The sequence below is a fragment of the Streptomyces sp. NPDC053474 genome, assembly GCF_044544845.1.
GTDB lineage: Bacteria > Actinomycetota > Actinomycetes > Streptomycetales > Streptomycetaceae > Streptomyces.
On the sequence record NZ_JBITXV010000021.1, the window covers coordinates 65,138 to 85,351 of the forward strand.

Below are 20,214 nucleotides of genomic sequence, written 5' to 3' on the forward strand. Positions count from 1 at the left end.
ATGAACGCCACGGACACCGGCAGCCTCGCGCTGCCCGAACTGCCCTTCCCGCTCAGACCGTACGGGCCCGACGGCGACTGGGGTTACGAGGACGGGGTCCTCACCGGTTGGGCGGGACCCCGCCAGGACCGCTTCGTGCCGCCCACCGGGGAGGCCCTGGACCCCGCGTCCGACGCGCCCCGGCTGCTCGGCGCGCCCGAGGGGGACTTCCAGCTGATCGCCCGCGTCACGGTCGGCTTCGCGGCCGCCTTCGACGCGGGCGTGCTCTATCTGCACGTCGGCGAACGGGAGTGGGCGAAGCTCTGCTTCGAGCGCTCCCCGGACCTGCCCACGATCTGCACCGTCGTCACCCGGGGCCGCTCCGACGACGCCAACGCCTTCGTGGTCGACGGCTCCCACGTGTGGCTGCGGATCAGCCGCACCGGCACGGCGTTCGCCTTCCACGCGTCGACGGACGGCGCGCGCTGGACGTTCGTCCGCATCTTCCAGCTCGGCGACGCGGCCGCGGCGTCCGCCGCGCTGGTCGGCTTCCTCGCGCAGTCGCCCCAGGGCGAGGGCTGCGTGGTGACCTTCGACCACATCGAATTCCGCCCCAACTGGCCGAAGGCCTTGAGGGACGGCTCCTGAGGGGGGCAAGTGCCCCGTAAGGGGCGCGGGGAACTGCGCGCTCAGCCACAGACGGCCCGCAGGTCTCCGGTCACAGCGCAACGCGCACACCCGTGGCGGCGGCCCGCTCGACCGCGTCGAGCAGCCGCTGCCGCCGCGCCGCGTGGGCGAAGTCCGGCACACCCGAAGTGCCTTCGCGCAGGTCGCGCAGGACCTCGGCGTACTGGACGCCGATGTTGTACGGCACCTCGCCGCGCACGTCGTCCAGCGCGGGCACGTCGAAGTACCGCTCGGGCACGGGCAGTTCGCGCAGGGCGGGCTCCGCGCCCCGGGCCCCGCGCACGGTGAGGCGGGCCTGCTGGAGGTGCCCGTGGTCGCCGGTGACCACGAGGTCGCCGTCCGTGCCGTTGATCTCCCAGTGGAACGTGGTGCCGCGCGCGAGGCCGCCCCGGAAGTGCACGGAGGCGACCGCACCGGACGTCAGCCGCCCGCTCACCGCGATCTGGTCGTCGACCGTCATGGCGGCGGTGCGCCCCGAGCCCTCCTCGCGCACGAGGGGGCGCCGGGTCGCGGTGGTCGCCGAGACCTCGGTGAACTCGCCGAGCACCATGGCCAGGGCGTCGACGGTGTGGCCGAAGGGGATGGTGAGCATCGTGCCGCCGTTGTCCCGGTCCAGGAGGTAGTCGGCGCCCGGCTCGAAGGTGGGGCCCCAGCGGCGCCCCGACGCGACGAGGGTCGTGGACAGGACCTCGCCGGTGAAGCCGTCGGCGACCAGGTCGCGGACGTACCGCACGGCGGGCGCCGAGCGCGCCTGGAGCCCGGCGAACGTGCGCACGCCCGCGGCCTTCGCGGCGGCGGCCAGCTCCTCGGCCTCCGCGAGGCCGTTGCCGAGCGGCCACTCCGACAGGACGGCCTTGCCCGCCGCGAGCGCCGCCAGGATCACCTCGCGGTGCAGCGGCACGCGGACGCTGACCACGACGAGGTCGACGTCGGGGTCCCGGACGAGCTCGCGGGTGCTGCCGTACGCGCGCGGAACGCCGTAGCGCGCACCGGCGGCGCGGGCGGACTCGGGGCTCGACGCGGCAAGGGCGAGCAGTTCGTAGCCGTCGAGGCGGGCCAGGGCGGGCAGATGCGACTGCGGGGCCCAGCCGCCGCGGGCGGAGAGACCGACGATGCCGGTCCTGACGGGGTTCTGGGTGCGGATCTCCATGGCCGAAACGTAGGAGCCGACCCCTGATCACCCGCAAGGGCCCCAACTATATTCTGGAAACCATGACAGGTCAGAGCGGTGTTTCCCCCGTCGGCGCCCGGACCGACGCCACGCACAAGCACGACATCTACGGCCTGCTGTGCCCCGGCCGGGAGATCTTCGAGCTGCTCGCCAACAAGTGGACGGGCCTCGCGATCACCGCCCTCGCCGACGGGCCGCGCCGCTTCGGCGAGCTGCGCCGCAAGCTGGAGGGGATCAGCCCCAAGGTCCTCACGCGGACGCTGCGGCGCCTGGAGGACTACGGCCTGGTGCTGCGCACCGTCCACGCCGAGGTGCCGCCCCGCGTCGAGTACGAGCTGACCGCGCTCGGCCGGGGCGCCCTGGAGCCGCTGGCCCAGCTGCGCACCTGGATCCGGGCGAACACGGCACATTTCACCCGGCCCGAGGAATGGACGGGGCCCGCCGGGGGTTGAACCCCAGGAGCGGAGGCCGTCTCCGCATCGCGGAACCTGGAGATGAGTCAGAACATGCGCGTCGAGATCTGGAGCGACATCGCCTGCCCCTGGTGCTACGTGGGCAAGGCCCGCTTCGAGCGGGCGCTCGCGGGCTTCCCCCACCGCGACGCCGTCGAGGTGGTGCACCGCTCCTTCGAGCTCGACCCGCACCGCGCCAAGGGCGACACCGCCCCGGTGATCACCATGCTGGAGCGCAAGTACGGGATGTCCCGGGCGCAGGCCGAGGCGGCCGAGGAGGGCGTCGGCGCGCAGGCGGGCGCGGAGGGCCTCGCCTACCGCACCAAGGGCCGCGACCACGGCAACACCTTCGACATGCACCGCCTGCTGCACTTCGCCAAGGCCGCGGGCGCCGACCGGCAGGACGCGCTGATCGCCGCCCTGTACCGGGCGAACTTCGCCGAGGAGCAGTCGGTCTTCGACGACGACGAGCGCCTCGTGGCCCTCGCCGCCGAGGCGGGCCTCGACCCCGAGGCGGCCCGCGCGGTCCTCGCCGACCCCGCCGCCTACGCCGACGACGTGCGCGCGGACGAGCGCGAGGCCGCCGAGCTCGGCGCGAACGGCGTGCCGTTCTTCGTCCTCGACCGCACGTACGGCGTCTCCGGCGCCCAGCCCGCCGAGGTCTTCGAGCAGGCCCTGGAGCAGGCCTGGGGCAGCCGGTCGCCGCTGACGGTGCTCGGCGGCGACAGCGACGGCGCCACCGGCGGCGCCCCCGGCGGCCAGGACGCTCAGGCCTGCGGCCCGGACGGCTGCGCGGTGCCGCAGGCCTGACCCGACGGGGCCGCGGGGCACACGGATCAGCGGTGCTTACCGGTACCGTTCACAGATCCGCGATGGACCGGCGCGCGGTCAGGGGGCACAGTGATCCCATGGAGACCACCGGACCGCGCACCGGCCAGAGCCTCGATTCGACCCTCGTACGCTCCGCGTTCGCTCCCAGGACCACGTATCTGAACAGCGCGAGCACCGGCCTGCTCCCGGCCCGTGCCGTCACCGCGATGCACGAGGGCGCCCTCTCCGTGGCGCAGGGCCGCCCCGTCGACATGTTCGCGGACGTGGAGGCGGCCCGCGCCGCCTTCGCGCGGCTCGTCGGCGTGCCGGTGAGCCGGGTCGCGGCGGGCGCGTCGGTGGCCGTCTACAGCGGCCTGGTCGCCGCCTCGCTGCCGGAGGGCGCCGAAGTCCTCACCGCCGAGGCCGACTTCAGCTCGACGGTGAACCCCTTCCACATGCGCGCGGACCTGAAGGTGCGCGCCGTGCCCCTGGAGCGCCTTGCCGAGTCGGTCCGCCCCGGCACGGCTCTGGTCGCGGTCAGCGTCGCGCAGTCGGCCGACGGCCGGATCGTGGACCTCGACGCGCTGCGCGCGGCCGTCCGCGCCCACGGCGCCCGCCTCTACCTCGACGCCTCGCAGGCGGCGGGCTGGTACGACCTGGGCGACCACGTCGCGACGGCCGACTTCACGGCGTCCGTCGGCTTCAAGTGGCTCACCTGCCCGCGCGGCGTCGCCTTCTTCGTCGCGCCGGAGGAGTCCGAGGGCTTCGGCGGCCTGCGCCCGGTGCTCGCGGGCTGGGTCGCGGGGGAGCGCCCCTGGGACAGCTGCTACGGCCCGGTCGGGGAACTCGCCCACTCCGCGCGCCGGTTCGACGAGAGCCCGGCCCTGCTCGCGTACGCGGGCGCCCGGCACTGCCTGGAGCTGATCGAGGAGCTCGGCGTGGCCGCGATCGGCGCGCACGACCTGGCCCTCGCGGACCGCTTCCGCGCCGGGCTCGCCGAGCTCGGCCACGAGCCGGTGCCCGCGCCGGGCTCGCCCATCGTGGCGGTGCCCGGACTCGGCGCCCGGCAGCCGGAGTTGAGCGCGGCGGGCATCGAGGTCTCGGACCGCGCGGGCCAGCTGCGGGCCGCGTTCCACTTCTACAACACGGCGGCCGACGTGGACCGCCTGCTCGCCGCCCTCAGCGGCTGACCTCCGGGCAGCCCGCCGTCTCCACGCACAGATTGGCCTCGACGCGGGAGAGCAGCCGCCCCAGCTGGGCCCGCTCGTCCGGTTCGAGGCCCGCGAGCGTGTGCTGCTCCAGCTTGGTCCAGGCGGCCTCCACGGCGCTCATCAGGCCGTTGTCGTCGTCCGTGGCCTCGACGAGCACGGCCCGCCGGTCGGCGGGGTCGGGGCGGCGCCGCACGTGTCCGGCCTGCTCCAGGCGCTGGAGCATCTTCGTGACCGTCGAGGGGTCGAGCTCGACCATCTTGACGAGCTCCGACTGACGCACGGCGCCCGACTCCCACAGGTGCATCATCATCAGCTCCTGGCCGGGGTAGAGACCGGCGTCCTTCAGGAGCTTGCCCGCGGCGATGCGGTGCAGCCGCGCGACCCGGGCGATGCTGGTGCTGACGGGCCCGCCCCGGGCCGCGGACGGACACGCGGGCTCGGCCCGCTCGGCTTCGGTCTTCATGGCACAGCTCCTCGGCGGTGAGGGTCGTTCGTTCGGCCGGTGTCGTCGACGCCTTCCCCCGCCTTCGCGACGTCCTCCCCGAGATTACCTTGGTCGGCCAAGGAATGCGCTACAGTGACTCCCGGTTGAATTGCTTGGCCGACCAAGAATGGTGGGCCAGGACTAGCTACGGATGTTTTGGAGCCCGCCATGACCACCGCGTTCGACCCCATTGACCTCGTCGGCACCCCCCTCGCCAACCGCATCGCGATGGCCCCGATGACCCGCAGCAGGGCCGCGGCGGGCGGCGTGCCGACCGACCTCAACGCCGAGTACTACGCACAGCGCGCCACCGCGGGCCTCCTCATCACCGAGGGCGTCCAGCCGTCGGCGGTCGGCCAGGGCTACCCCGACACCCCCGGTCTGCACAGCGCCGAGCAGGTCGAGGGCTGGCGCAAGGTCACCGACGCCGTGCACGCCGCGGGCGGCACGATCTTCGCCCAGCTCATGCACACCGGCCGCATCGGCCACCCGGTGCTCCTGCCCGACGGCCTCGTGCCCGTCGGCGCGTCCCCGATAGCCGCCGAGGGCCAGGTGTACACGCACGAGGGCCCCAAGGACTACGTCACGCCGCGCGAGCTGACCGGCGACGAGGTGCGCGCCACCATCGGCGAGTTCGTGACCGCCGCGCGCAACGCGATCGAGGCGGGCTTCGACGGCGTCGAGCTGCACGGCGCCAACGGCTATCTGATCCACCAGTTCCTCGCGCCCGGCTCCAACCAGCGCACCGACGAATGGGGCGGCTCGGTCGAGAACCGCGTCCGCTTCGCCGTCGAGGTCGCCAAGGCCGTCTCCGCCGAGATCGGCGCGGCCCGCACCGGCATCCGCCTCTCGCCCGGCAACCCGCTCAACGGCATCCACGAGCCGGACCCCGAGGAGACCTACCTCGCCCTCGTCGAGCAGCTCTCCCCGCTCGGCCTCGCCTATCTGCACGTCATGGAGGTCGGCCCGATCCGCGACCTGGTCACCGCCCTGCGCAAGGGCTTCGACGGCCCGTTCATCCTCAACCCGGCCACCGAGGGGCCGACCGGCCCGGGCGAGCTGGCCCTCATCGAGGACGGTACGGCCGACATCCTCTCCTTCGGCGCGCTGTTCCTCGCCAACCCGGACCTGCCGGCGCGCCTGAAGGCGGGCGGCCCGTTCAACGAGCCCGACCGCGCCACGTTCTACGGCGGCGACGCGAAGGGCTACACCGACTACCCGGCGCTCTGACCGCAAAGGGCCCGGCACCGTGGGGTGCCGGGCCCTTCCGCGTGCGCGCGGGCTCACTTCACCGGTGTGAAGTCCCGCGCGCCGATGAACTCCGGCCGCCGCACCGGCGCCGCGAACGGCTCCACCGCCGCGTTCTCCACGCTGTTGAACACGATGAAGACGTTCGAGCGCGGATAGGGCGTGATGTTGTCGCCCGAGCCGTGCATGGCGTTGCAGTCGAACCACGTCGCCGAGCCCGCCGCGCCCGTGAACAGCTTGATGCCGTACTCGGCCGCGAGGCCGGTCAGCGCCTCGTCCGACGGGGTGCCCGCGTCCTGCATCTGCAGGGACTTCTTGTAGTTGTCCTTGGGCGTCTCGCCCGCGCAGCCCAGGAACGTCCGGTGCGAGCCCGGCATGATCATGAGCCCGCCGTTGGTGTCGTAGTTCCTGGTGAGCGCGATCGACACCGAGACGGTCCGCATGTTCGGCAGGCCGTCCTCCGCGTGCCAGGTCTCGAAGTCCGAGTGCCAGTAGAACCCGGAGGCCCCGAAGCCCGGCTTCACGTTGATCCGCGACTGGTGGACGTACACGTCCGAGCCGAGGATCTGGCGGGCCCGCCCCGCCACGCGCGGGTCGGCGGCCAGGCGCGCGAAGACCTCACTGATCCTGTGCACCTCGAAGATGGACCGGATCTCCTGGGAGCGCGGCTCGACGATGGAGCGCTCGTTCGCGCGCATCTCCGGGTCGTTGACCAGCCGTTCGAGCTCCGCGTGGTACACGCCGACCTCGTCGGGCGTGAGCAGCTGGTCGACGGCGAGGAACCCGTCCCGGTCGAACCCCGCGAGCTCCTCGTCCGTGAACGGCCCCGGCGTGCCCGGCGCGGACCACACCACGGGGTCCTTGCGCTCGACGAGCACCTCCCGGGCGCCTCGGGTCGGGTACAGATCGGCGGTGCGTTCGGGTGCGGTGGTCATGGTGGTGCCTGCCTCTCCTCTCGTGCGGCCCGTACGGGGATGCCGGGGTCTTGTGCCCCGGGCTTTCGCTGCTACTCGGGGTCCGGCTCGGTGAGCAGCGGGTAGACGCCGTTCTCGTCGTGGTCCTCACGGCCCGTCACCGGCGGGTTGAAGACGCACAGGCAGTGGAAGTCCTCCTTGACGCGCAGCGTGTGCTTCTCGTGCCCGTCGAGCAGGTACATGGTGCCGGGGGTGATGCGGTACGTCTCGCCGTTAGTGTGGTCGGTGAGCTCCGCCTCGCCCCGGGTGCAGACCACGGCCTCCACGTGGTTCGCGTACCACATGGCGGTCTCCGTGCCCGCGTACAGGATGGTCTCGTGCAGCGAGAAGCCGACGCGCTCCTTGGCGAGCACGATGCGCTTGCTCTCCCAGGTGCCCGACGTGGCCTTCACGTGCCGGTCGGTGCCTTCGATGTCCTTGAACGAGCGGACGATCACGGTGAGTCGTTGCCTTTCTTGCTGGTCGTACGAGTTCTTGCTGGTCGTACGAGGTCGGTGGGGTCGTACGCGGGGTGTCAGGCCGTTTCGCGGACGGCGCGGGTCAGGGTGCGCAGGCCCTCGTCGAGCTCGTCGGCCGTGATGGTCAGGGCCGGCAGGAGCTTGACGACCTCGCTCTCGGGGCCCGAGGTCTCGATGAGCAGGCCGAGCTCGAAGGCGCGCCGGGCGATGCGGGTGGCGCGCTCCTTGTCGCGGAACTCGATGCCCCACACCAGGCCGCGGCCGCGGTACTCCACGATGTCGGCGCGGTGTTCGTCGACGAGCGCGACGAGCGTCTGCTCGACCTGTTCGCCGCGGGCGCGGGTCTGCTTCTCCATCGCGGGCCCGTCGGACCAATACGTCCGCAGCGCGGCGGCGGCCGTCACGAACGCCGGGTTGTTGCCGCGGAAGGTGCCGTTGTGCTCGCCCGGCTCCCAGACGTCGAGCTCCGGCTTGAAGAGGGTGAGCGCCATCGGCAGGCCGTAGCCGCTGATGGACTTGGAGACCGTGACGATGTCCGGCGAGATGCCCGCCTCCTCGAAGGAGAAGAACGCGCCGGTGCGGCCGCAGCCCATCTGGATGTCGTCGACGATCAGGAGCATGTCCTGGCGGCGGCAGAGGGCTTCGAGGGCGCGCAGCCACTCGGCGCGCGCCACGTTGATGCCGCCCTCGCCCTGGACGGTCTCCACGATCACGGCGGCGGGCTTGTTCAGGCCCGAGCCCTGGTCCTCCAGGAGCCGCTCGAACCACAGGAAGTCGGGGACCTGGCCGTCCAGGTAGTGGTCGAAGGGCATCGGCGTGCCGTGCACCAGCGGGATCCCGGCGCCCGCCCGCTTGAAGGCGTTGCCGGTGACCGCGAGCGAGCCCAGCGACATGCCGTGGAAGGCGTTCGTGAACGACACGATCGACTCGCGGCCCTTGACCTTGCGGGCCAGCTTCAGCGCGGACTCCACCGCGTTGGTGCCCGTCGGGCCCGGGAACATGACCTTGTACGGCAGGTCGCGCGGGCGAAGGACCAGGTTCTGGAACGACTCCAGGAAGGCGCGCTTGGCGGTCGTCGACATGTCGAGGCCGTGCGTGACGCCGTCGCGCTCCAGGTAGTCGATCAGCGCCCGTTTCAGGACGGGGTTGTTGTGCCCGTAGTTGAGCGACCCGGCACCGGCGAAGAAGTCGAGGTACTCGTGGCCGTCCTCGTCGTACATGCGGCTGCCCTGCGCGCGGTCGAAGACGGTGGGCCAACCGCGGCAGTAGCTGCGCACCTCCGACTCAAGGGTCTCGAAGACGCTCAGGTCCGGCTGGGTGATGGTCACAGCGAATCTCCTGGGAGATGAAGGGGCGTGCGGGAGTGAGGGGGTGGGGCGGGAAGGGGTGGGGCGGTGCCGCGGGGCGGTCGGCTCAGCGGGCCAACGGCCCGATGACGTACAGGACCTCGGGCTCGTGGCCGCCGTCGTCGCCGGGGAAGAGGGCCGCGTCGAACAGGACCGTGCGCTCGACACCGGCGCCGTGCCGCTGGGCGTACGAGGAGAACAGGCGCTCGGACGCGGTGTTGCCCGGCGTGATGGTCGTCTCCACGGTGGTGATCCCGCGCGCCCCGACGACCTTGGCGGTCAGCCCGTCGAGCAGCGCGGCGGCGAGACCGCGGCCGCGGTGCGCGTGGTCGACGGCCGCCTGCCAGACCACGAGGGTGCGCGGCGCGTCCGGGCGGACGTAGCCGGTGACGAAGCCGACCGGCTCGCCGTCGGCGTCCCGGGCCACGACGGACGTCGCCGCGAAGTCACGGCACCACAGCAGATAGCTGTACGAGGAGTTGAGGTCGAGGACCTTCGAGTCGCGGGCGATGCGCCAGATCGCGGCGCCGTCGGCGACATCCGGGGTGTCGAGTCGCAGTCCGTCGGGCATTCCGAGGAAATTCGCTTGCAGGTCGGTCGGTAGATCGGCTTGTGCAGCGGTCATGCGGATTGAATTTACCGAGCAATTTCTGGGATTGCATCGGGGGAAGGGGTTACGTGGCGGGCTCTCATGTGTTATCGCGCAGGCGCGTACGCCCGCAGGAGTCGCCAGGGTTATATGGCGATTTGCCCCGGTTATTTCGGGCTAATCGGGCGCAGTGTGGAGTGTGTCACAGCTTCGCATTGTGCCGATTTGCGCTGACGAAACCCTAGTGTTTAGGAGGAGGGAAAGCGGGCAGACGAATACGGGAAGCTGTTCTCTTAAGGAATTCATGAAGGCAGAGTTAAAGGCGCTTGAAAAGCGTCCCGCGCGACCTCGAATAAAAAATGTCCCCGCCCGCCCGGCCCGGAGCGGGCGGCGGATGGGCGGGGAGCGCGGCGGGCAGGGGCTAGGCCTGCCAGGCCTCGGTGACGGCGCGGCGGGCCCCCTCCAGGTCCACGGCGAGCCCGAGCTCGCCCATCGCGGCACCGAGGGCGGCGAGCGAGGCGTGCACCACGCCGCGCGTGGCGTCCGGGCCGTAGTGGTTGACCCGGATCATCTCCTTGGCGAGCGCCCCGCCGCCGGTCACCAGCGGAAGCACCGGGTCGGCCGCGAGGGACCTGGCCACGAGCTCGCCCGCGTCGACCCCGCGCGGCGCGCGCAGCGTCGTGGCGACGGGCGCCGCGTCCCGGGCCTCGTGGACGTACGGCTCCAGGCCCCCGCCGAGGGCCACCGCGCCCGCCCGCGTCGCCGCCGCGGCCGTCGTGTGCCGCGCCATCAGGGCGTCCAGGCCCTCCGACTCGATCCGCTCCAGGCACGCCTCCAGGGCGAGCATCTCCAGCTGCGCGGGCGCGTGCAGGAGCGCCTTGCGGCCGCCGTCGATCCAGCGCTGCTTCCAGTCGAGCAGCGACAGGTACGAGCGGCGCGGGGCCTGCGGGTTGGCGGCGATCCGCTCCCAGGCCCGCTCGCTCACCGACACCGCGGACACGCCCGCGGGCCCGCCCATGGCCTTCTGCGCGCCGATCACGCACAGGTCCACGCCCCACGCGTCCACAAGCAGCGGCTCGGCCGCCACGGAGGCGACGGCGTCCAGCATGAACAGGGCGCCGTGCGCGCGCACGACCTCGCCGATCTCCGCGACCGGGTTGGTGTTGCCGGTCGCCGCCTCGGCGTGCACGAGGGACACGAAGTCGATCTCGGGGTGCGCGGCGAAGGCCTCCTCGACCTGCGCGGCGGTGACCGCCGTGTGGAAGGGCACCGCCAGGTCGACCACCGTCGCCCCGCAGTCACGCAGCCAGTCGCCGAAGGTCTGCCCGTACGGGCCCGTGATCACGTTGAGGGCGGTGGTGCCGGGCCGCGCGGCGCCCCGGATGCAGCCCTCCAGCGGCAGGAGCGCCTCGCCCTGCGTGATCACCACGTCCTGCCGGGTGTCCAGGAGCCGGGCGACGCGGTCCTCGATCGCGGCGAAGTGCGCGGCGCTCAGCGGCGCCAGGTCGAGAAGGGGGTGTGTCATGGTGCTTCGGCTCACTTCGGGCTGCGTCGGGACGGGATGGTCCGACCGAGCCTACCGAGCCCCTCCTGTCAGGTCCTACGCCTCCTAAGCTGCTGTCCATGAGCGATCACGCGGTGCTGCACGTGAAGGGGCGGGTGCTCGTCGGGCCCGAGGACGTACGGGACGAGTTGTGGGTGGTCGGCGGGCGGGTGACGTTCGAACGCCCCGCCGCGCGGGACGCCGTGACGGTCGAGGGCTGGGCGCTGCCCGGCCTCGTCGACGCGCACTGCCACGTCGGCCTCGACGCCCACGGTGCCGTCCCCGCCGAGGAGGCCGAGAAGCAGGCGCTCACCGAACGCGACGCGGGCGCGCTGCTCCTGCGCGACGCGGGCTCGCCGTCCGACACCCGCTGGATCGACGACCGCGAGGACCTGCCGAAGATCATCCGGGCGGGCCGCCACATCGCCCGCACCCGCCGCTACATCCGCAACTACGCGCACGAGGTCGAGCCCGGCGACCTCACCGCCTACGTCGCGCGGGAGGCCCGCCGCGGCGACGGCTGGGTCAAGCTCGTCGGCGACTGGATCGACCGCGACGCGGGCGACCTCACCGCGTGCTGGCCGCGCGGCGCCGTGCGCGAGGCGATCGCCGAGGCGCACCGGCTCGGTGCCCGCGTCACCGCGCACTGCTTCGCCGAGGACTCGCTGCGCGACCTCGTCGAGGCGGGCATCGACTGCGTCGAGCACGCGACGGGCCTGACCGAGGACACCATCCCGCTGTTCGCCGAGCGAGGAGTCGCGATCGTCCCGACCCTCGTGAACATCGCGACGTTCCCCCAGCTCGCCGCCGGTGGCGAGAAGAAGTTCCCGAAGTGGGCGGACCACATGCGCCGCCTCCACGAGCGCCGCTACGACACCGTCCGGGCCGCGTACGACGCCGGGGTGCCGGTGTACGCAGGCACCGACGCCGGGGGCTCCCTCGCGCACGGCCTCATCGGCGGCGAGGTCGCCGAGCTCACCAAGGCGGGCATCCCCGCCGTCGACGCCCTCTCCGCCACGACCTGGGGCGCGCGGGCCTGGCTCGGGCGCCCCGGACTCGTCGAGGGCGCACCCGGTGACCTCGTCGTGTACGAGGCCGACCCGCGGGCCGACGTCCGCGTGCTCACGGCGCCCCGGCGCGTGGTGCTCGACGGCCGGGTCGTGGGCTGACGCGAGGTGACGTACCCGCACCGCACGTGGTGTTGACGGACGGTGACGGATGCGGTGGCGGAGTCGTTACTCCTCACTCCGCCGCCGGCCCGCCGTGGTCCGCGCCCCGCGGGCCGACGTGATGCGGGGGGCTGCGGGGAACGCCCGTGTCAGCCGATTCGAAAGCAGGGGCGGAAACCTCCCGATGGAGTGAACTCACGCCAGGTTGCTGCCCGTTCACTCTCAGTGCGTAAAGATGCCGGAGTCGGCGGCGCCTCCCGGCGCACACCGGCATCAGTGGCGCCCCGCGCACGCGATGTCCCCGTGTGGCGTGCGCGGCGGCGCCTTCATGACTCATGTGGGGGTTCCACCACCTTGACCAGCAACGCCTTCCGCCGCCTGCCCACGCGCCGCATCGGCGCGCTCGCCGCCGCCACCGTGGTCGCCGCCGGTCCCGCGGCGCTCGGCACCGCGGGCACCGCGCACGCGACGGACGACCACCGAGGCGGCCGCGCCGGGGCCGTCGTGCTCCGCACCGGCCTCGAGGTCTCCCTGCTCGACAAGACCGTACGGGCGCCGCTCAACGTCACCCTGAACGAGGTGAGCGCGCCCGCGAGCGCCAGCAGGACCACCCTCACCGCGAAGCTCGACGGCGTCGAGGGCGGGCAGCCGTTCAGCGTGCTCCGGGCCGACGTCGCCACCGCGCGCGCCACCGTCAAGGGCGGCACCGCCCAGGGCTACAGCAACGTCGCCCGCGCCAAGGTGCACGTGCCCGGCCTGCCGCTGCTCCCGCTCGTGGAGGTCGACCAGGTCACCTCCAAGGCCGTGTGCACGGCGGGCAAGCGGCCCGTCGCCGCGTCGACGTTCCTCGGCGGCGTGACCGTCCTCGGCAAGAAGGTCAGCGTCAAGTCCGCGGGCACCACCCAGGTGTCCGTCCCCGGCGTCGGCGAGGTCCGCCTCGACCTCTCCTCGACGCGCACCACGTCCCGTACGGCCGCCGCGACCGCGCTCCGGCTCCAGGTCTCCGTCGACCCGCTGAAGCTCGGCGTCGCCGCGGTCAAGGGCGCGGTGACCCTGGCGGGGGCGAGCTGCGAGGCCCCCGGGCCCGGGGCCAAGCCGCTGCCCGAGCCGCAGGGCGGCAAGCCCGCGGAGCCCGTCACCGCGAAGCGGGAGGCTCCGCGCAAGGAGCACGAGGACCTCGCGGAGACCGGGGGCTCCTCCCTGACGCCCTACGTCGCCGGCGGGGCCGTGGTCCTCCTGCTGGCCGGGGGTGGGGTCCTGGCCTACACCCGCCGCCGCTAACCCTGGCGAAGGCGCCCCGAACCGGCTCCCGCCGCTCCGCGGCGGATCTTTCCCACCCACCCACCCGTTCCGGGGCACCGCCCAGCCCGGCCTCAACCCCCGCCGCTCCGCGGCGGTCCTTTCCCACCCGCCCGCCCGTTCCTGGGCACCTCGCAGTCGAGCCGATGGTCTGACCCCATACTGCTCGGTGCCGAGCAAACGGGTGGGTGGGTGGGAGAGCCCCGCGTCAGTGGGGCCGGGCCTTTGGGAGGGCCCGGAGGAAGGCCTCCGTGGTGGGGCGGTCACGCACCGCCACCCGCATCCAGTCAGGCCCCAGGCCAGGAAACGTATCGCCGCGCCGCACCATGAACCCCCCCTCCCGCAGCCGTTCCCGTACGACGGTCGCCGCCCCGGCAAGCCGGACCAGGACGAAGGGCCCCTCCGCGGGGCCCACCACCTCCACCCCGGGCAGCGCCCGGAGCCCGGCCACCAGGTGCTGCCGCTCGGCGGCGACCCGGTGCGCCACGTGCCCCGCCTCGGCGAGCGCGCGCGGCCCCACACAGGCCTCGGCCGCCGCCAGGGCGGGCGACGACACCGGCCACAGCGGCTGCGCCCGCTCCAGGGCCCGGACCGTCTCCGGGGCGGCGATGACGTACCCGATGCGCAGCCCGGCGAGGCCCCACGTCTTGGTGAGGCTGCGCAGCACCACGAGCCCGGGCACGTCGACGCGCCCGGCGAGGGCCTCCCGCTCACCGGGCACCGCGTCCATGAACGCCTCGTCCACCACGAGCACCCGCCCGGGGCGGGCGAGGCGGGCGAGGTCGGCGGCGGGGTGCAGGACCGACGTCGGGTTGGTCGGGTTGCCCACGACGACCAGGTCCGCGTCGTCGGGGACCGCCGCCGGGTCGAGCCGGAAGCCGTCCGCGGCCCGCAGCAGCACCCGCTCCACCGCGTGCCCGGCGTCCCGCAGCGCGGCCTCCGGCTCCGTGAACTGCGGATGCACCACCACCGGCCGCCGCACCGGCAGCGCCCGCGCGAGCAGCACGAAGGCCTCGGCGGCGCCCGCCGTGAGCAGCACCCGCTCCGGGGCCACCCCGTGCCGCGCCGCCACGGCGGCCCGCGCCGCCCGGCCGTCGGGGTAGGCGGCGAGGCCGTCGAGGGAGGCGGCGATGTGCTGCTTCAGCCAGGAAGGAGGCGTGTCGGAGCGGACGTTGACGGCCAGGTCGACGAGGTCGTCCCGCCCGCGCACCTCCGCGTCGCCGTGGTGCCGCAGGTCGACGTCGCCGCCCGCGGCCCCGGCCGCCGTGGTGTCCGTACTCAAGTCCATGGCCGTGATGACGGTGCCTTTCGTCGAAGTCGAAGTCGAAGTCGGAGTCGGAGTCGGAGTGAGAGGGGGAGTCTCAATGAGTGGGGGAGTCGGGGGCCGAGGGGGCGGGGGCGCGGGGCCCGCCACCGCGCACGTCACCCGCGCCGACTTCCGCTTGGCGACCAGGAGTTCCCCGCCCCGGACGAGGGCCGCCGCCTCCGCCACGGACGGCGTACCGGCGGCGGCGAGCGGCGCGCCGGACGGGTTCGGCACCGCGACGCGGGCCAGCTCGTGCGCCGGGTACGTCACCAGCGGCACCCCGAGCCGCGCCGCGGCCCCGACGACGCCGGGCTCGTCCCGTTTGGCGTCGACGGTCGCCAACTCCCGTACGGACAGCGGCGGGAGGCCCGCCTCGCGCAGACACTCCCGTACGAGAGCGAGGACCTCGTCGGCCGTCACGCCCCGGCCCGCGCCGACCCCCACGACGACGGCGGGCGGCCGCGCCACGGGAGCCCGGTCACCGGGCTCGGGGGCACGGCCCGCCGGGCGGTCGGCCATGGGGGCTCCTCTCGTGGGGAAGGCGGTCGCGGGCGGATGCGGCCGCTCGGGTGGCGCGGCGCGGGACCGGTTAGCGGTCGCCGGGCCGATCGGCTAGCAAGGGCGCATGGCGGTGTTCGTGGCGCTCGGCGCGTTCGTGATGACCCTGGTAGGCGGCTGGACGGCGGGGCGGGTCACCGACCGGCGCCATCTGGTGCTCGGCCTCGCGGGCGGCCTGATGCTCGGCGTGGTCGGGCTCGACCTGCTGCCGGAGGCCTTGGAGGCGGCGGGCGGCCCGGTCTTCGGGGTGCCCGCGGCGCTGCTCCTCGCGGTCGCGGGCTTCCTGCTCGCGCACGTGGTGGAGCGCCTGCTCGCGCTGCGGCAGGCGGCGCACGGCGGCGAGGAGCACGACGGGCGGGTGCCCGAGGTGGGCCTGACGGCGGCGGCCGCGATGGTCGGGCACAGCGTCATGGACGGCGTCGCGATCGGCGCGGCCTTCCAGGTGGGCGGCGGCATGGGCACGGCCGTGGCGCTCGCCGTCATCGCCCACGACTTCGCCGACGGCTTCAACACGTACACGATCACGAAGCTGTACGGGAACGCCCGCCGCCGGGCCGTGGCGATGCTCTTCGCGGACGCCGCCGCCCCCGTCGTGGGCGCGGCCTCCACGCTCCTGTTCACCCTTCCGGAGCAACTGCTCGGCGGATATCTCGGCTTCTTCGGCGGCGCGCTCCTGTACCTCGCCGCCGCCGAGATCCTCCCCGAGGCGCACCACGACCACCCGGCGCGCTCCACGCTCCTGTGCACGGTCGCGGGCGCCGGGTTCATCTGGCTGGTGGTTGGCCTGGCGGAGTGAGCCGCCCGGCACCGGCACGGCCGCCCGCCCCGCCGCCCGCACCGGTCCGCCCCGGCTCATCCCGCGGCGCACCTCTCCACGAACCGCCGGGCGATCCCCGGCTCGGCGGCCCAGTGGGTGTGCACATAGCTCGCGTGGACCCCTCGCTGGACGAAGCCCTCGACCCGCCGCTCGGGGGCGTGCAGGCCCCACGCGGGCGCCGGGCCCGCGCCCGGTTCGACCACGGTGCGGTGGAACTCGTGGCCGCGCGTCCGCGTCCCCGCCGGGGCGAGCACGCTGTCGGACACCGCCACCGCCTCCCGGTAGCCAAGCGTCAGGCGTTCGGCCATCCGCGCCCGGGCGTCGAGCACCCCGCACATCGGCTTTCCGTCCAGCTCCCGGGTGAGGTACAGCAGCCCCGCGCACTCGGCGGCGACCGGCGCCCCGCTCTCCGCAAGCGCGGCCACGGCCTCCCGCAGCGGCTCGTTGGCGGACAGCTCCGGCGCGTAGACCTCGGGGAACCCGCCCCCGATGACGAGGCCCGCGGTCCCCTCGGGCAGCCGCTCGTCGTGCAGCGGGTCGAAGCCGACGACGTCGGCCCCGGCGGCCGTGAGCAACTCGGCGTGCTCGGCGTACGAGAACGTGAACGCGGCTCCGCCCGCCACGGCGACCACGGGCCGTCCGGCGGGCCGGTCCGGGGCGGCACCGGACCCGGGGTCCCACGCGTCCCCGGACCAGACCCCCGCGCTCCGCGCGAGCGCCAGGATCCCCTCCAGGTCACAGCCCTGCCGCACCTGCTCGGCGAGGGCCGCCACGGACGCCACGGCCTCGGCCTGCCGCTCGGCGACCGGCACGAGACCCAGGTGCCGGGACGGCGCCCGCACCTGGGGAGCGCGCCGCAGGGCGCCGAGCACCGGCACCCCGGAGGAGTCGAGCGCCTCGCGCAGCAGCTCCTCGTGGCGCGCGGAGCCCACCTTGTTGAGGATCACCCCGCCGAGGCGCACCTGAGGGTCCCAGGACGCGAAGCCGTGCACGAGCGCGGCCACCGACCGGGACTGCGAGGAGGCGTCCACGACCAGGACCACCGGCGCCCGAAGCAGCTTGGCGACGTGCGCGGTGGAGGCGAGCTCACCCTGCCCCGCCGCCCCGTCGAACATCCCCATCACGCCCTCGACGACCGCGAGGTCGCACCCCGCGGCGCCGTGCGCGAACAGCGGCCCCACCAGGCCGGGCCCGCACAGATAGGCGTCGAGGTTGCGCCCAGGACGCCCGGTGGCGAGCGCGTGGTACCCGGGGTCGATGTAGTCGGGCCCGACCTTGTGCGGCGAGACGGCGAGCCCCGCCTCGGTGAACGCGGCCATGAGCCCGGTCGCGACGGTCGTCTTCCCGCTCCCGGAGGACGGCGCCGCGATGACGACACGTGCTACCACTCGATGCCCCGCTGGCCCTTCTGACCGGCGTCCATCGGGTGCTTGACCTTGGACATGTCGGTGACGAGGTCGGCGTACTCGACCAGCTTCTCCGGGGCGTTGCGCCCCGTGATCACCACGTGCTGGGTGCCGGGCCGGTCGCGCAGGACCGCCACGACCTCGTCCACGTCCACCCACCCCCAGTGCAGCAGGTACGCGAACTCGTCGAGGACGTAGAACTTGTACGTCTCGGCCGCCAGGTCCCGCTTGACCTGCTCCCAGCCCTCGCGGGCCTTCTCCTCGTGGCTCGGCTCGCCCGCCGCGGGCTCCCGCTGGATCCACGACCAGCCCTCGCCCATCTTGTGCCAGTCGACGCGCCCGCCCTCGCCGCTGGCCCCGAGGACCTTCAGCGCGTTCTCCTCGCCGACCTTCCACTTCGCCGACTTGACGAACTGGAACACCCCCACCGGCCAGCCCTGGTTCCAGGCGCGCAGCGCCATCCCGAACGCGGCCGTGGACTTCCCCTTGCCGACGCCCGTGTGCACCATCACCAACGGCCGGTTCCGACGCTGACGCGTCGTCAGGCCGTCCTCCGGCACCACGTTCGGCTGTCCCTTCGGCATTACGCGACCTTCCTCTCGTTACCCGCCCGCACGTTCCGTACGAGACCGGCGATGCTGTCCGCCCGCAGTTCGTCCAACGTCACGGCTGTGCCGCCCAGTTCACCGGCGAGCTGCCCGGCGAGCCCCAGGCGCACCGGCCCCGCCTCGCAGTCCACGACCACCGACGCGACCCCCTCGGCCGCGAAGAGCCGGGCGGCCCGCCCGGCGAGCGCCACGGGCTCGGGCCCTCCGGTGGCCCGGCCGTCCGTGACCACCACGACCAGCGGCCGCCGCGCCGGATCCCGCAGCCGCTCGATCCGCAGCACCTCGTGGGCCTTGAGCAGCCCGGTCGCGAGCGGCGTACGCCCGCCCGTGGGCAGGGACTCCAGGCGCGCCGCCGCGGCGTCCACGGACGACGTGGGCGGCAGCGCCACCTCGGCGGCCGAGCCCCGGAACGTCACCAGGCCCACCTTGTCCCGCCGCTGGTAGGCGTCGAGCAGCAGCGAGAGCACGGCACCCTTCACGGCGCCCATCCGCCGCCGCGCCGCCATCGAGCCCGAGGCGTCCACGACGAACAGCACGAGGTTGCCCTCGCGCCCCTCGCGGGTGGCCTGCCGCAGGTCGTCCCTGCGGACGACGAGGCCGCGCCCGGCCCGGCCGCGCGCCCGCTGGTGCGGCGCCGCGGCCTGCACGGTCGCCGCCAGGTGCAGCTTCGTCAGGGTGCCCTGGGGCCGCCGCGACCCGGTCGTCCTGCCGTGCTCGGTGCGCGCCCGCGAGCGCCGCCCGGCCGCTCCGTCCCCGAGGCCGGGCACGCTCAGGACCTTCGTGCGGAACGGCTCGGCCGCCCGCACCGGCTGCTGCTCGGGGGCGCCCGCGCCCTGCGGCTGCCCGCCGTCGGAGGTCTCGCCCGGAGCGGGCGCGCCGCCGTCGGCGGGCGCGTCGGGCCCCTGGCCCTGCGGCGGCACGCCACCGCCACCGCCGCCGTCGGGGCCCGGGTCGTCGTCACCGCCACCGTCGTGGTCGTCGCCGAACTCGTCCAGGGTCTCGTCGAGCTTGTCCTCGTCGAGGCCGGGCGCGTCGAACGGGTTGCGCCGCCGCCGGTGCGGGAGCGCGAGCAGCGCGGCCTGCCGCACGTCCTCGGCGAGCACGTCCTCGCGCCCCGCCCAGGCGGCGAGCGCCGTCGCCGTGCGGGCCATCACGATGTCCGCGCGCATGCCGTCGACCTCGAACGCCGCACAGGTCGCCGCGATCTGCCGCAGCACGCCGTCGCCGAGCCGCACCCGCGGAAGCAGCGCCCGCGCGGCCACGACGCGCGCCCGCACCGCCGCCTCGTCCTCGGCCCAGCGCCCCGCGAACCCCTCCGGGTCGTCGTCGTAGGCGAGCCGCCGCCGCACGACCTCCACGCGCTGGTCGGGCTCGCGCGAGGCCGCGACCTCCACGGTGAGCCCGAACCGGTCGAGCAACTGCGGCCGCAGCTCGCCCTCTTCGGGGTTCATGGTCCCGACGAGCAGGAACCGGGCGGCGTGCCGGACCGACACGCCTTCCCGCTCGACGTACGAGGCGCCCATGGCGGCGGCGTCGAGCAGCAGGTCGACCAGGTGGTCGTGGAGCAAGTTGACCTCGTCGACGTACAGGATTCCGCGGTGCGCGTCGGCGAGGAGCCCCGGCTCGAAGGCCTTCACGCCCTCGGCGAGCGCCCGCTCGATGTCGAGCGCCCCCACCAGGCGGTCCTCGGACGCGCCGACGGGCAGCTCCACCATGCGCGCGGCCCGCGCGGCACCGGTCCCGGGCTCGTGCGGCCCGTCCGGGCACGCGGGGTCGGGCGCCTGCGGAGCACAGGAGAACCGGCACCCGGCCACGACGTCCACGTCCGGAAGGAGCGCGGACAGCGCCCGCACGGCGGTGGACTTGGCGGTGCCCTTCTCACCCCGTACGAGGACGCCGCCGACGGCGGGGGAGACGGCGTTGAGCAACAGGGCGAGCCGCAGGTCGTCCTGCCCGACGACGGCGGTGAAGGGGTAAGGGGTAGTCACGCGGCGACCTCCATCTCCAGCCCGTCCGGCGTGTGAGGACGAGCCGCGAAGCGGCAATTTCGGGGGCCTGGGGGCGCGGCCCCCAGTTTCGGGAAGGGGCGCCCGCGCGCG

At 74.1% G+C, this 20,214-nt stretch carries 19 protein-coding genes; 8 read left to right on the forward strand and 11 right to left on the reverse strand.

What is annotated here, in order from left to right; genetic code table 11:
* The gene (locus ACIG3E_RS36110) at positions 1-627 is read left to right on the forward strand and encodes a DUF1349 domain-containing protein (RefSeq protein WP_399624414.1); all 627 of its coding nucleotides are present in this window, start codon (positions 1-3) and stop codon (positions 625-627) included.
* 70 nt (positions 628-697) lie between these two features.
* Here ACIG3E_RS36110 and ACIG3E_RS36115 read toward each other — a convergent pair whose 3' ends face one another.
* A complete protein-coding gene (locus ACIG3E_RS36115) occupies positions 698-1,816 on the reverse strand; it encodes a Gfo/Idh/MocA family protein (protein ID WP_399624416.1) in 1,119 nt (372 codons plus the stop codon).
* Positions 1,817-1,878: 62 nt separating this feature from the next.
* Here ACIG3E_RS36115 and ACIG3E_RS36120 point away from each other — a divergent pair, with 62 nt between their 5' ends.
* From ACIG3E_RS36120 to ACIG3E_RS36130, 3 genes are all read left to right on the forward strand, one after another.
* Entirely contained in the window at positions 1,879-2,289 is a 411-nt protein-coding gene (locus tag ACIG3E_RS36120; RefSeq protein WP_399624418.1) for a winged helix-turn-helix transcriptional regulator, read from the forward strand.
* A 54-nt stretch (positions 2,290-2,343) separates the two neighbouring features.
* Entirely contained in the window at positions 2,344-3,099 is a 756-nt protein-coding gene (locus ACIG3E_RS36125) for a DsbA family oxidoreductase (protein WP_399624584.1), read from the forward strand.
* A gap of 98 nt (positions 3,100-3,197) precedes the next feature.
* Positions 3,198-4,289, forward strand: a complete 1,092-nt coding sequence (locus ACIG3E_RS36130; protein ID WP_399624420.1) for an aminotransferase class V-fold PLP-dependent enzyme — start codon at positions 3,198-3,200, stop codon at positions 4,287-4,289.
* On the opposite strand, the gene ACIG3E_RS36135 is transcribed toward ACIG3E_RS36130, so the two are convergent.
* The gene (locus ACIG3E_RS36135) at positions 4,279-4,773 is read right to left on the reverse strand and encodes a MarR family winged helix-turn-helix transcriptional regulator (RefSeq protein WP_399624422.1); all 495 of its coding nucleotides are present in this window, start codon (positions 4,771-4,773) and stop codon (positions 4,279-4,281) included. The two genes, ACIG3E_RS36130 and ACIG3E_RS36135, sit on opposite strands and share 11 nt — an antisense overlap.
* A gap of 189 nt (positions 4,774-4,962) precedes the next feature.
* Between ACIG3E_RS36135 and ACIG3E_RS36140 the strand changes: the two genes are divergently transcribed.
* Positions 4,963-6,024, forward strand: coding sequence for an alkene reductase (locus tag ACIG3E_RS36140; RefSeq protein ID WP_399624424.1), 1,062 nt, complete (start codon positions 4,963-4,965; stop codon positions 6,022-6,024).
* Between the two features lie 53 nt (positions 6,025-6,077).
* On the opposite strand, the gene thpD is transcribed toward ACIG3E_RS36140, so the two are convergent.
* From thpD to ACIG3E_RS36165, 5 genes are all read right to left on the reverse strand, one after another.
* Positions 6,078-6,977, reverse strand: coding sequence for an ectoine hydroxylase (gene thpD / locus ACIG3E_RS36145; protein WP_399624426.1), 900 nt, complete (start codon positions 6,975-6,977; stop codon positions 6,078-6,080).
* Positions 6,978-7,048: 71 nt separating this feature from the next.
* Entirely contained in the window at positions 7,049-7,453 is a 405-nt protein-coding gene (locus ACIG3E_RS36150; protein WP_399624428.1) for an ectoine synthase, read from the reverse strand.
* A 77-nt stretch (positions 7,454-7,530) separates the two neighbouring features.
* Positions 7,531-8,802 carry a diaminobutyrate--2-oxoglutarate transaminase gene (gene ectB, locus ACIG3E_RS36155; protein WP_399624430.1) on the reverse strand — a complete coding sequence of 424 codons (1,272 nt, stop codon included), beginning with the start codon at positions 8,800-8,802 and terminating at the stop codon, positions 7,531-7,533.
* A gap of 85 nt (positions 8,803-8,887) precedes the next feature.
* Positions 8,888-9,445, reverse strand: a complete 558-nt coding sequence (gene ectA, locus ACIG3E_RS36160) for a diaminobutyrate acetyltransferase (RefSeq protein ID WP_399624432.1) — start codon at positions 9,443-9,445, stop codon at positions 8,888-8,890.
* A 385-nt stretch (positions 9,446-9,830) separates the two neighbouring features.
* Positions 9,831-10,934 carry a pyridoxal-phosphate-dependent aminotransferase family protein gene (locus tag ACIG3E_RS36165; protein WP_399624434.1) on the reverse strand — a complete coding sequence of 368 codons (1,104 nt, stop codon included), beginning with the start codon at positions 10,932-10,934 and terminating at the stop codon, positions 9,831-9,833.
* 98 nt (positions 10,935-11,032) lie between these two features.
* Between ACIG3E_RS36165 and ACIG3E_RS36170 the strand changes: the two genes are divergently transcribed.
* Together ACIG3E_RS36170 and ACIG3E_RS36175 are read left to right on the forward strand one after the other, a co-directional pair.
* Positions 11,033-12,121: an amidohydrolase family protein gene (locus ACIG3E_RS36170; protein WP_399624436.1), complete on the forward strand. Its 1,089-nt coding sequence runs from the start codon at positions 11,033-11,035 to the stop codon at positions 12,119-12,121.
* 354 nt (positions 12,122-12,475) lie between these two features.
* On the forward strand, positions 12,476-13,402 hold the full coding sequence (locus ACIG3E_RS36175; RefSeq protein ID WP_399624438.1) for an SCO1860 family LAETG-anchored protein: 927 nt from the start codon (positions 12,476-12,478) through the stop codon (positions 13,400-13,402).
* A 226-nt stretch (positions 13,403-13,628) separates the two neighbouring features.
* Here the strand turns inward: ACIG3E_RS36175 and cobC are convergent, their stop codons facing one another.
* Positions 13,629-15,245: an Rv2231c family pyridoxal phosphate-dependent protein CobC gene (gene cobC, locus ACIG3E_RS36180; protein ID WP_399624440.1), complete on the reverse strand. Its 1,617-nt coding sequence runs from the start codon at positions 15,243-15,245 to the stop codon at positions 13,629-13,631.
* A gap of 106 nt (positions 15,246-15,351) precedes the next feature.
* Between cobC and ACIG3E_RS36185 the strand changes: the two genes are divergently transcribed.
* A complete protein-coding gene (locus ACIG3E_RS36185) occupies positions 15,352-16,080 on the forward strand; it encodes a ZIP family metal transporter (protein ID WP_399624443.1) in 729 nt (242 codons plus the stop codon).
* Positions 16,081-16,136: 56 nt separating this feature from the next.
* Here ACIG3E_RS36185 and ACIG3E_RS36190 read toward each other — a convergent pair whose 3' ends face one another.
* From ACIG3E_RS36190 to ACIG3E_RS36200, 3 genes are read right to left on the reverse strand one after another with little or no spacing between them, the layout of a single operon-like run.
* Complete coding sequence (locus tag ACIG3E_RS36190; RefSeq protein ID WP_399624445.1) at positions 16,137-17,489, reverse strand: cobyrinate a,c-diamide synthase; 1,353 nt, start codon at positions 17,487-17,489, stop codon at positions 16,137-16,139.
* Positions 17,483-18,091: a cob(I)yrinic acid a,c-diamide adenosyltransferase gene (gene cobO / locus ACIG3E_RS36195; protein ID WP_242716328.1), complete on the reverse strand. Its 609-nt coding sequence runs from the start codon at positions 18,089-18,091 to the stop codon at positions 17,483-17,485. The genes ACIG3E_RS36190 and cobO overlap by 7 nt, the downstream gene beginning before the upstream one ends.
* Positions 18,091-20,103 (reverse strand): putative cobaltochelatase, encoded by a 2,013-nt coding sequence (locus tag ACIG3E_RS36200; RefSeq protein WP_399624447.1) that lies wholly within the window; start codon positions 20,101-20,103, stop codon positions 18,091-18,093. The genes cobO and ACIG3E_RS36200 overlap by 1 nt, the downstream gene beginning before the upstream one ends.
* Positions 20,104-20,214: the final 111 nt, after the last annotated feature.

Bases quoted from the DNA above. Each gene is read 5' to 3' on its own strand.
- ACIG3E_RS36110 (WP_399624414.1), top strand. From the start codon at position 1: ATGAACGCCACGGACACCGGCAGCCTCGCGCTGCCCGAACTGCCCTTC.
- ACIG3E_RS36115 (WP_399624416.1), bottom strand. From the start codon at position 1,816: ATGGAGATCCGCACCCAGAACCCCGTCAGGACCGGCATCGTCGGTCTC.
- ACIG3E_RS36120 (WP_399624418.1), top strand. From the start codon at position 1,879: ATGACAGGTCAGAGCGGTGTTTCCCCCGTCGGCGCCCGGACCGACGCC.
- ACIG3E_RS36125 (WP_399624584.1), top strand. From the start codon at position 2,344: ATGCGCGTCGAGATCTGGAGCGACATCGCCTGCCCCTGGTGCTACGTG.
- ACIG3E_RS36130 (WP_399624420.1), top strand. From the start codon at position 3,198: ATGGAGACCACCGGACCGCGCACCGGCCAGAGCCTCGATTCGACCCTC.
- ACIG3E_RS36135 (WP_399624422.1), bottom strand. From the start codon at position 4,773: ATGAAGACCGAAGCCGAGCGGGCCGAGCCCGCGTGTCCGTCCGCGGCC.
- ACIG3E_RS36140 (WP_399624424.1), top strand. From the start codon at position 4,963: ATGACCACCGCGTTCGACCCCATTGACCTCGTCGGCACCCCCCTCGCC.
- thpD (WP_399624426.1), bottom strand. From the start codon at position 6,977: ATGACCACCGCACCCGAACGCACCGCCGATCTGTACCCGACCCGAGGC.
- ectA (WP_399624432.1), bottom strand. From the start codon at position 9,445: ATGACCGCTGCACAAGCCGATCTACCGACCGACCTGCAAGCGAATTTC.
- ACIG3E_RS36165 (WP_399624434.1), bottom strand. From the start codon at position 10,934: ATGACACACCCCCTTCTCGACCTGGCGCCGCTGAGCGCCGCGCACTTC.
- ACIG3E_RS36170 (WP_399624436.1), top strand. From the start codon at position 11,033: ATGAGCGATCACGCGGTGCTGCACGTGAAGGGGCGGGTGCTCGTCGGG.
- cobC (WP_399624440.1), bottom strand. From the start codon at position 15,245: ATGGCCGACCGCCCGGCGGGCCGTGCCCCCGAGCCCGGTGACCGGGCT.
- ACIG3E_RS36185 (WP_399624443.1), top strand. From the start codon at position 15,352: ATGGCGGTGTTCGTGGCGCTCGGCGCGTTCGTGATGACCCTGGTAGGC.
- cobO (WP_242716328.1), bottom strand. From the start codon at position 18,091: ATGCCGAAGGGACAGCCGAACGTGGTGCCGGAGGACGGCCTGACGACG.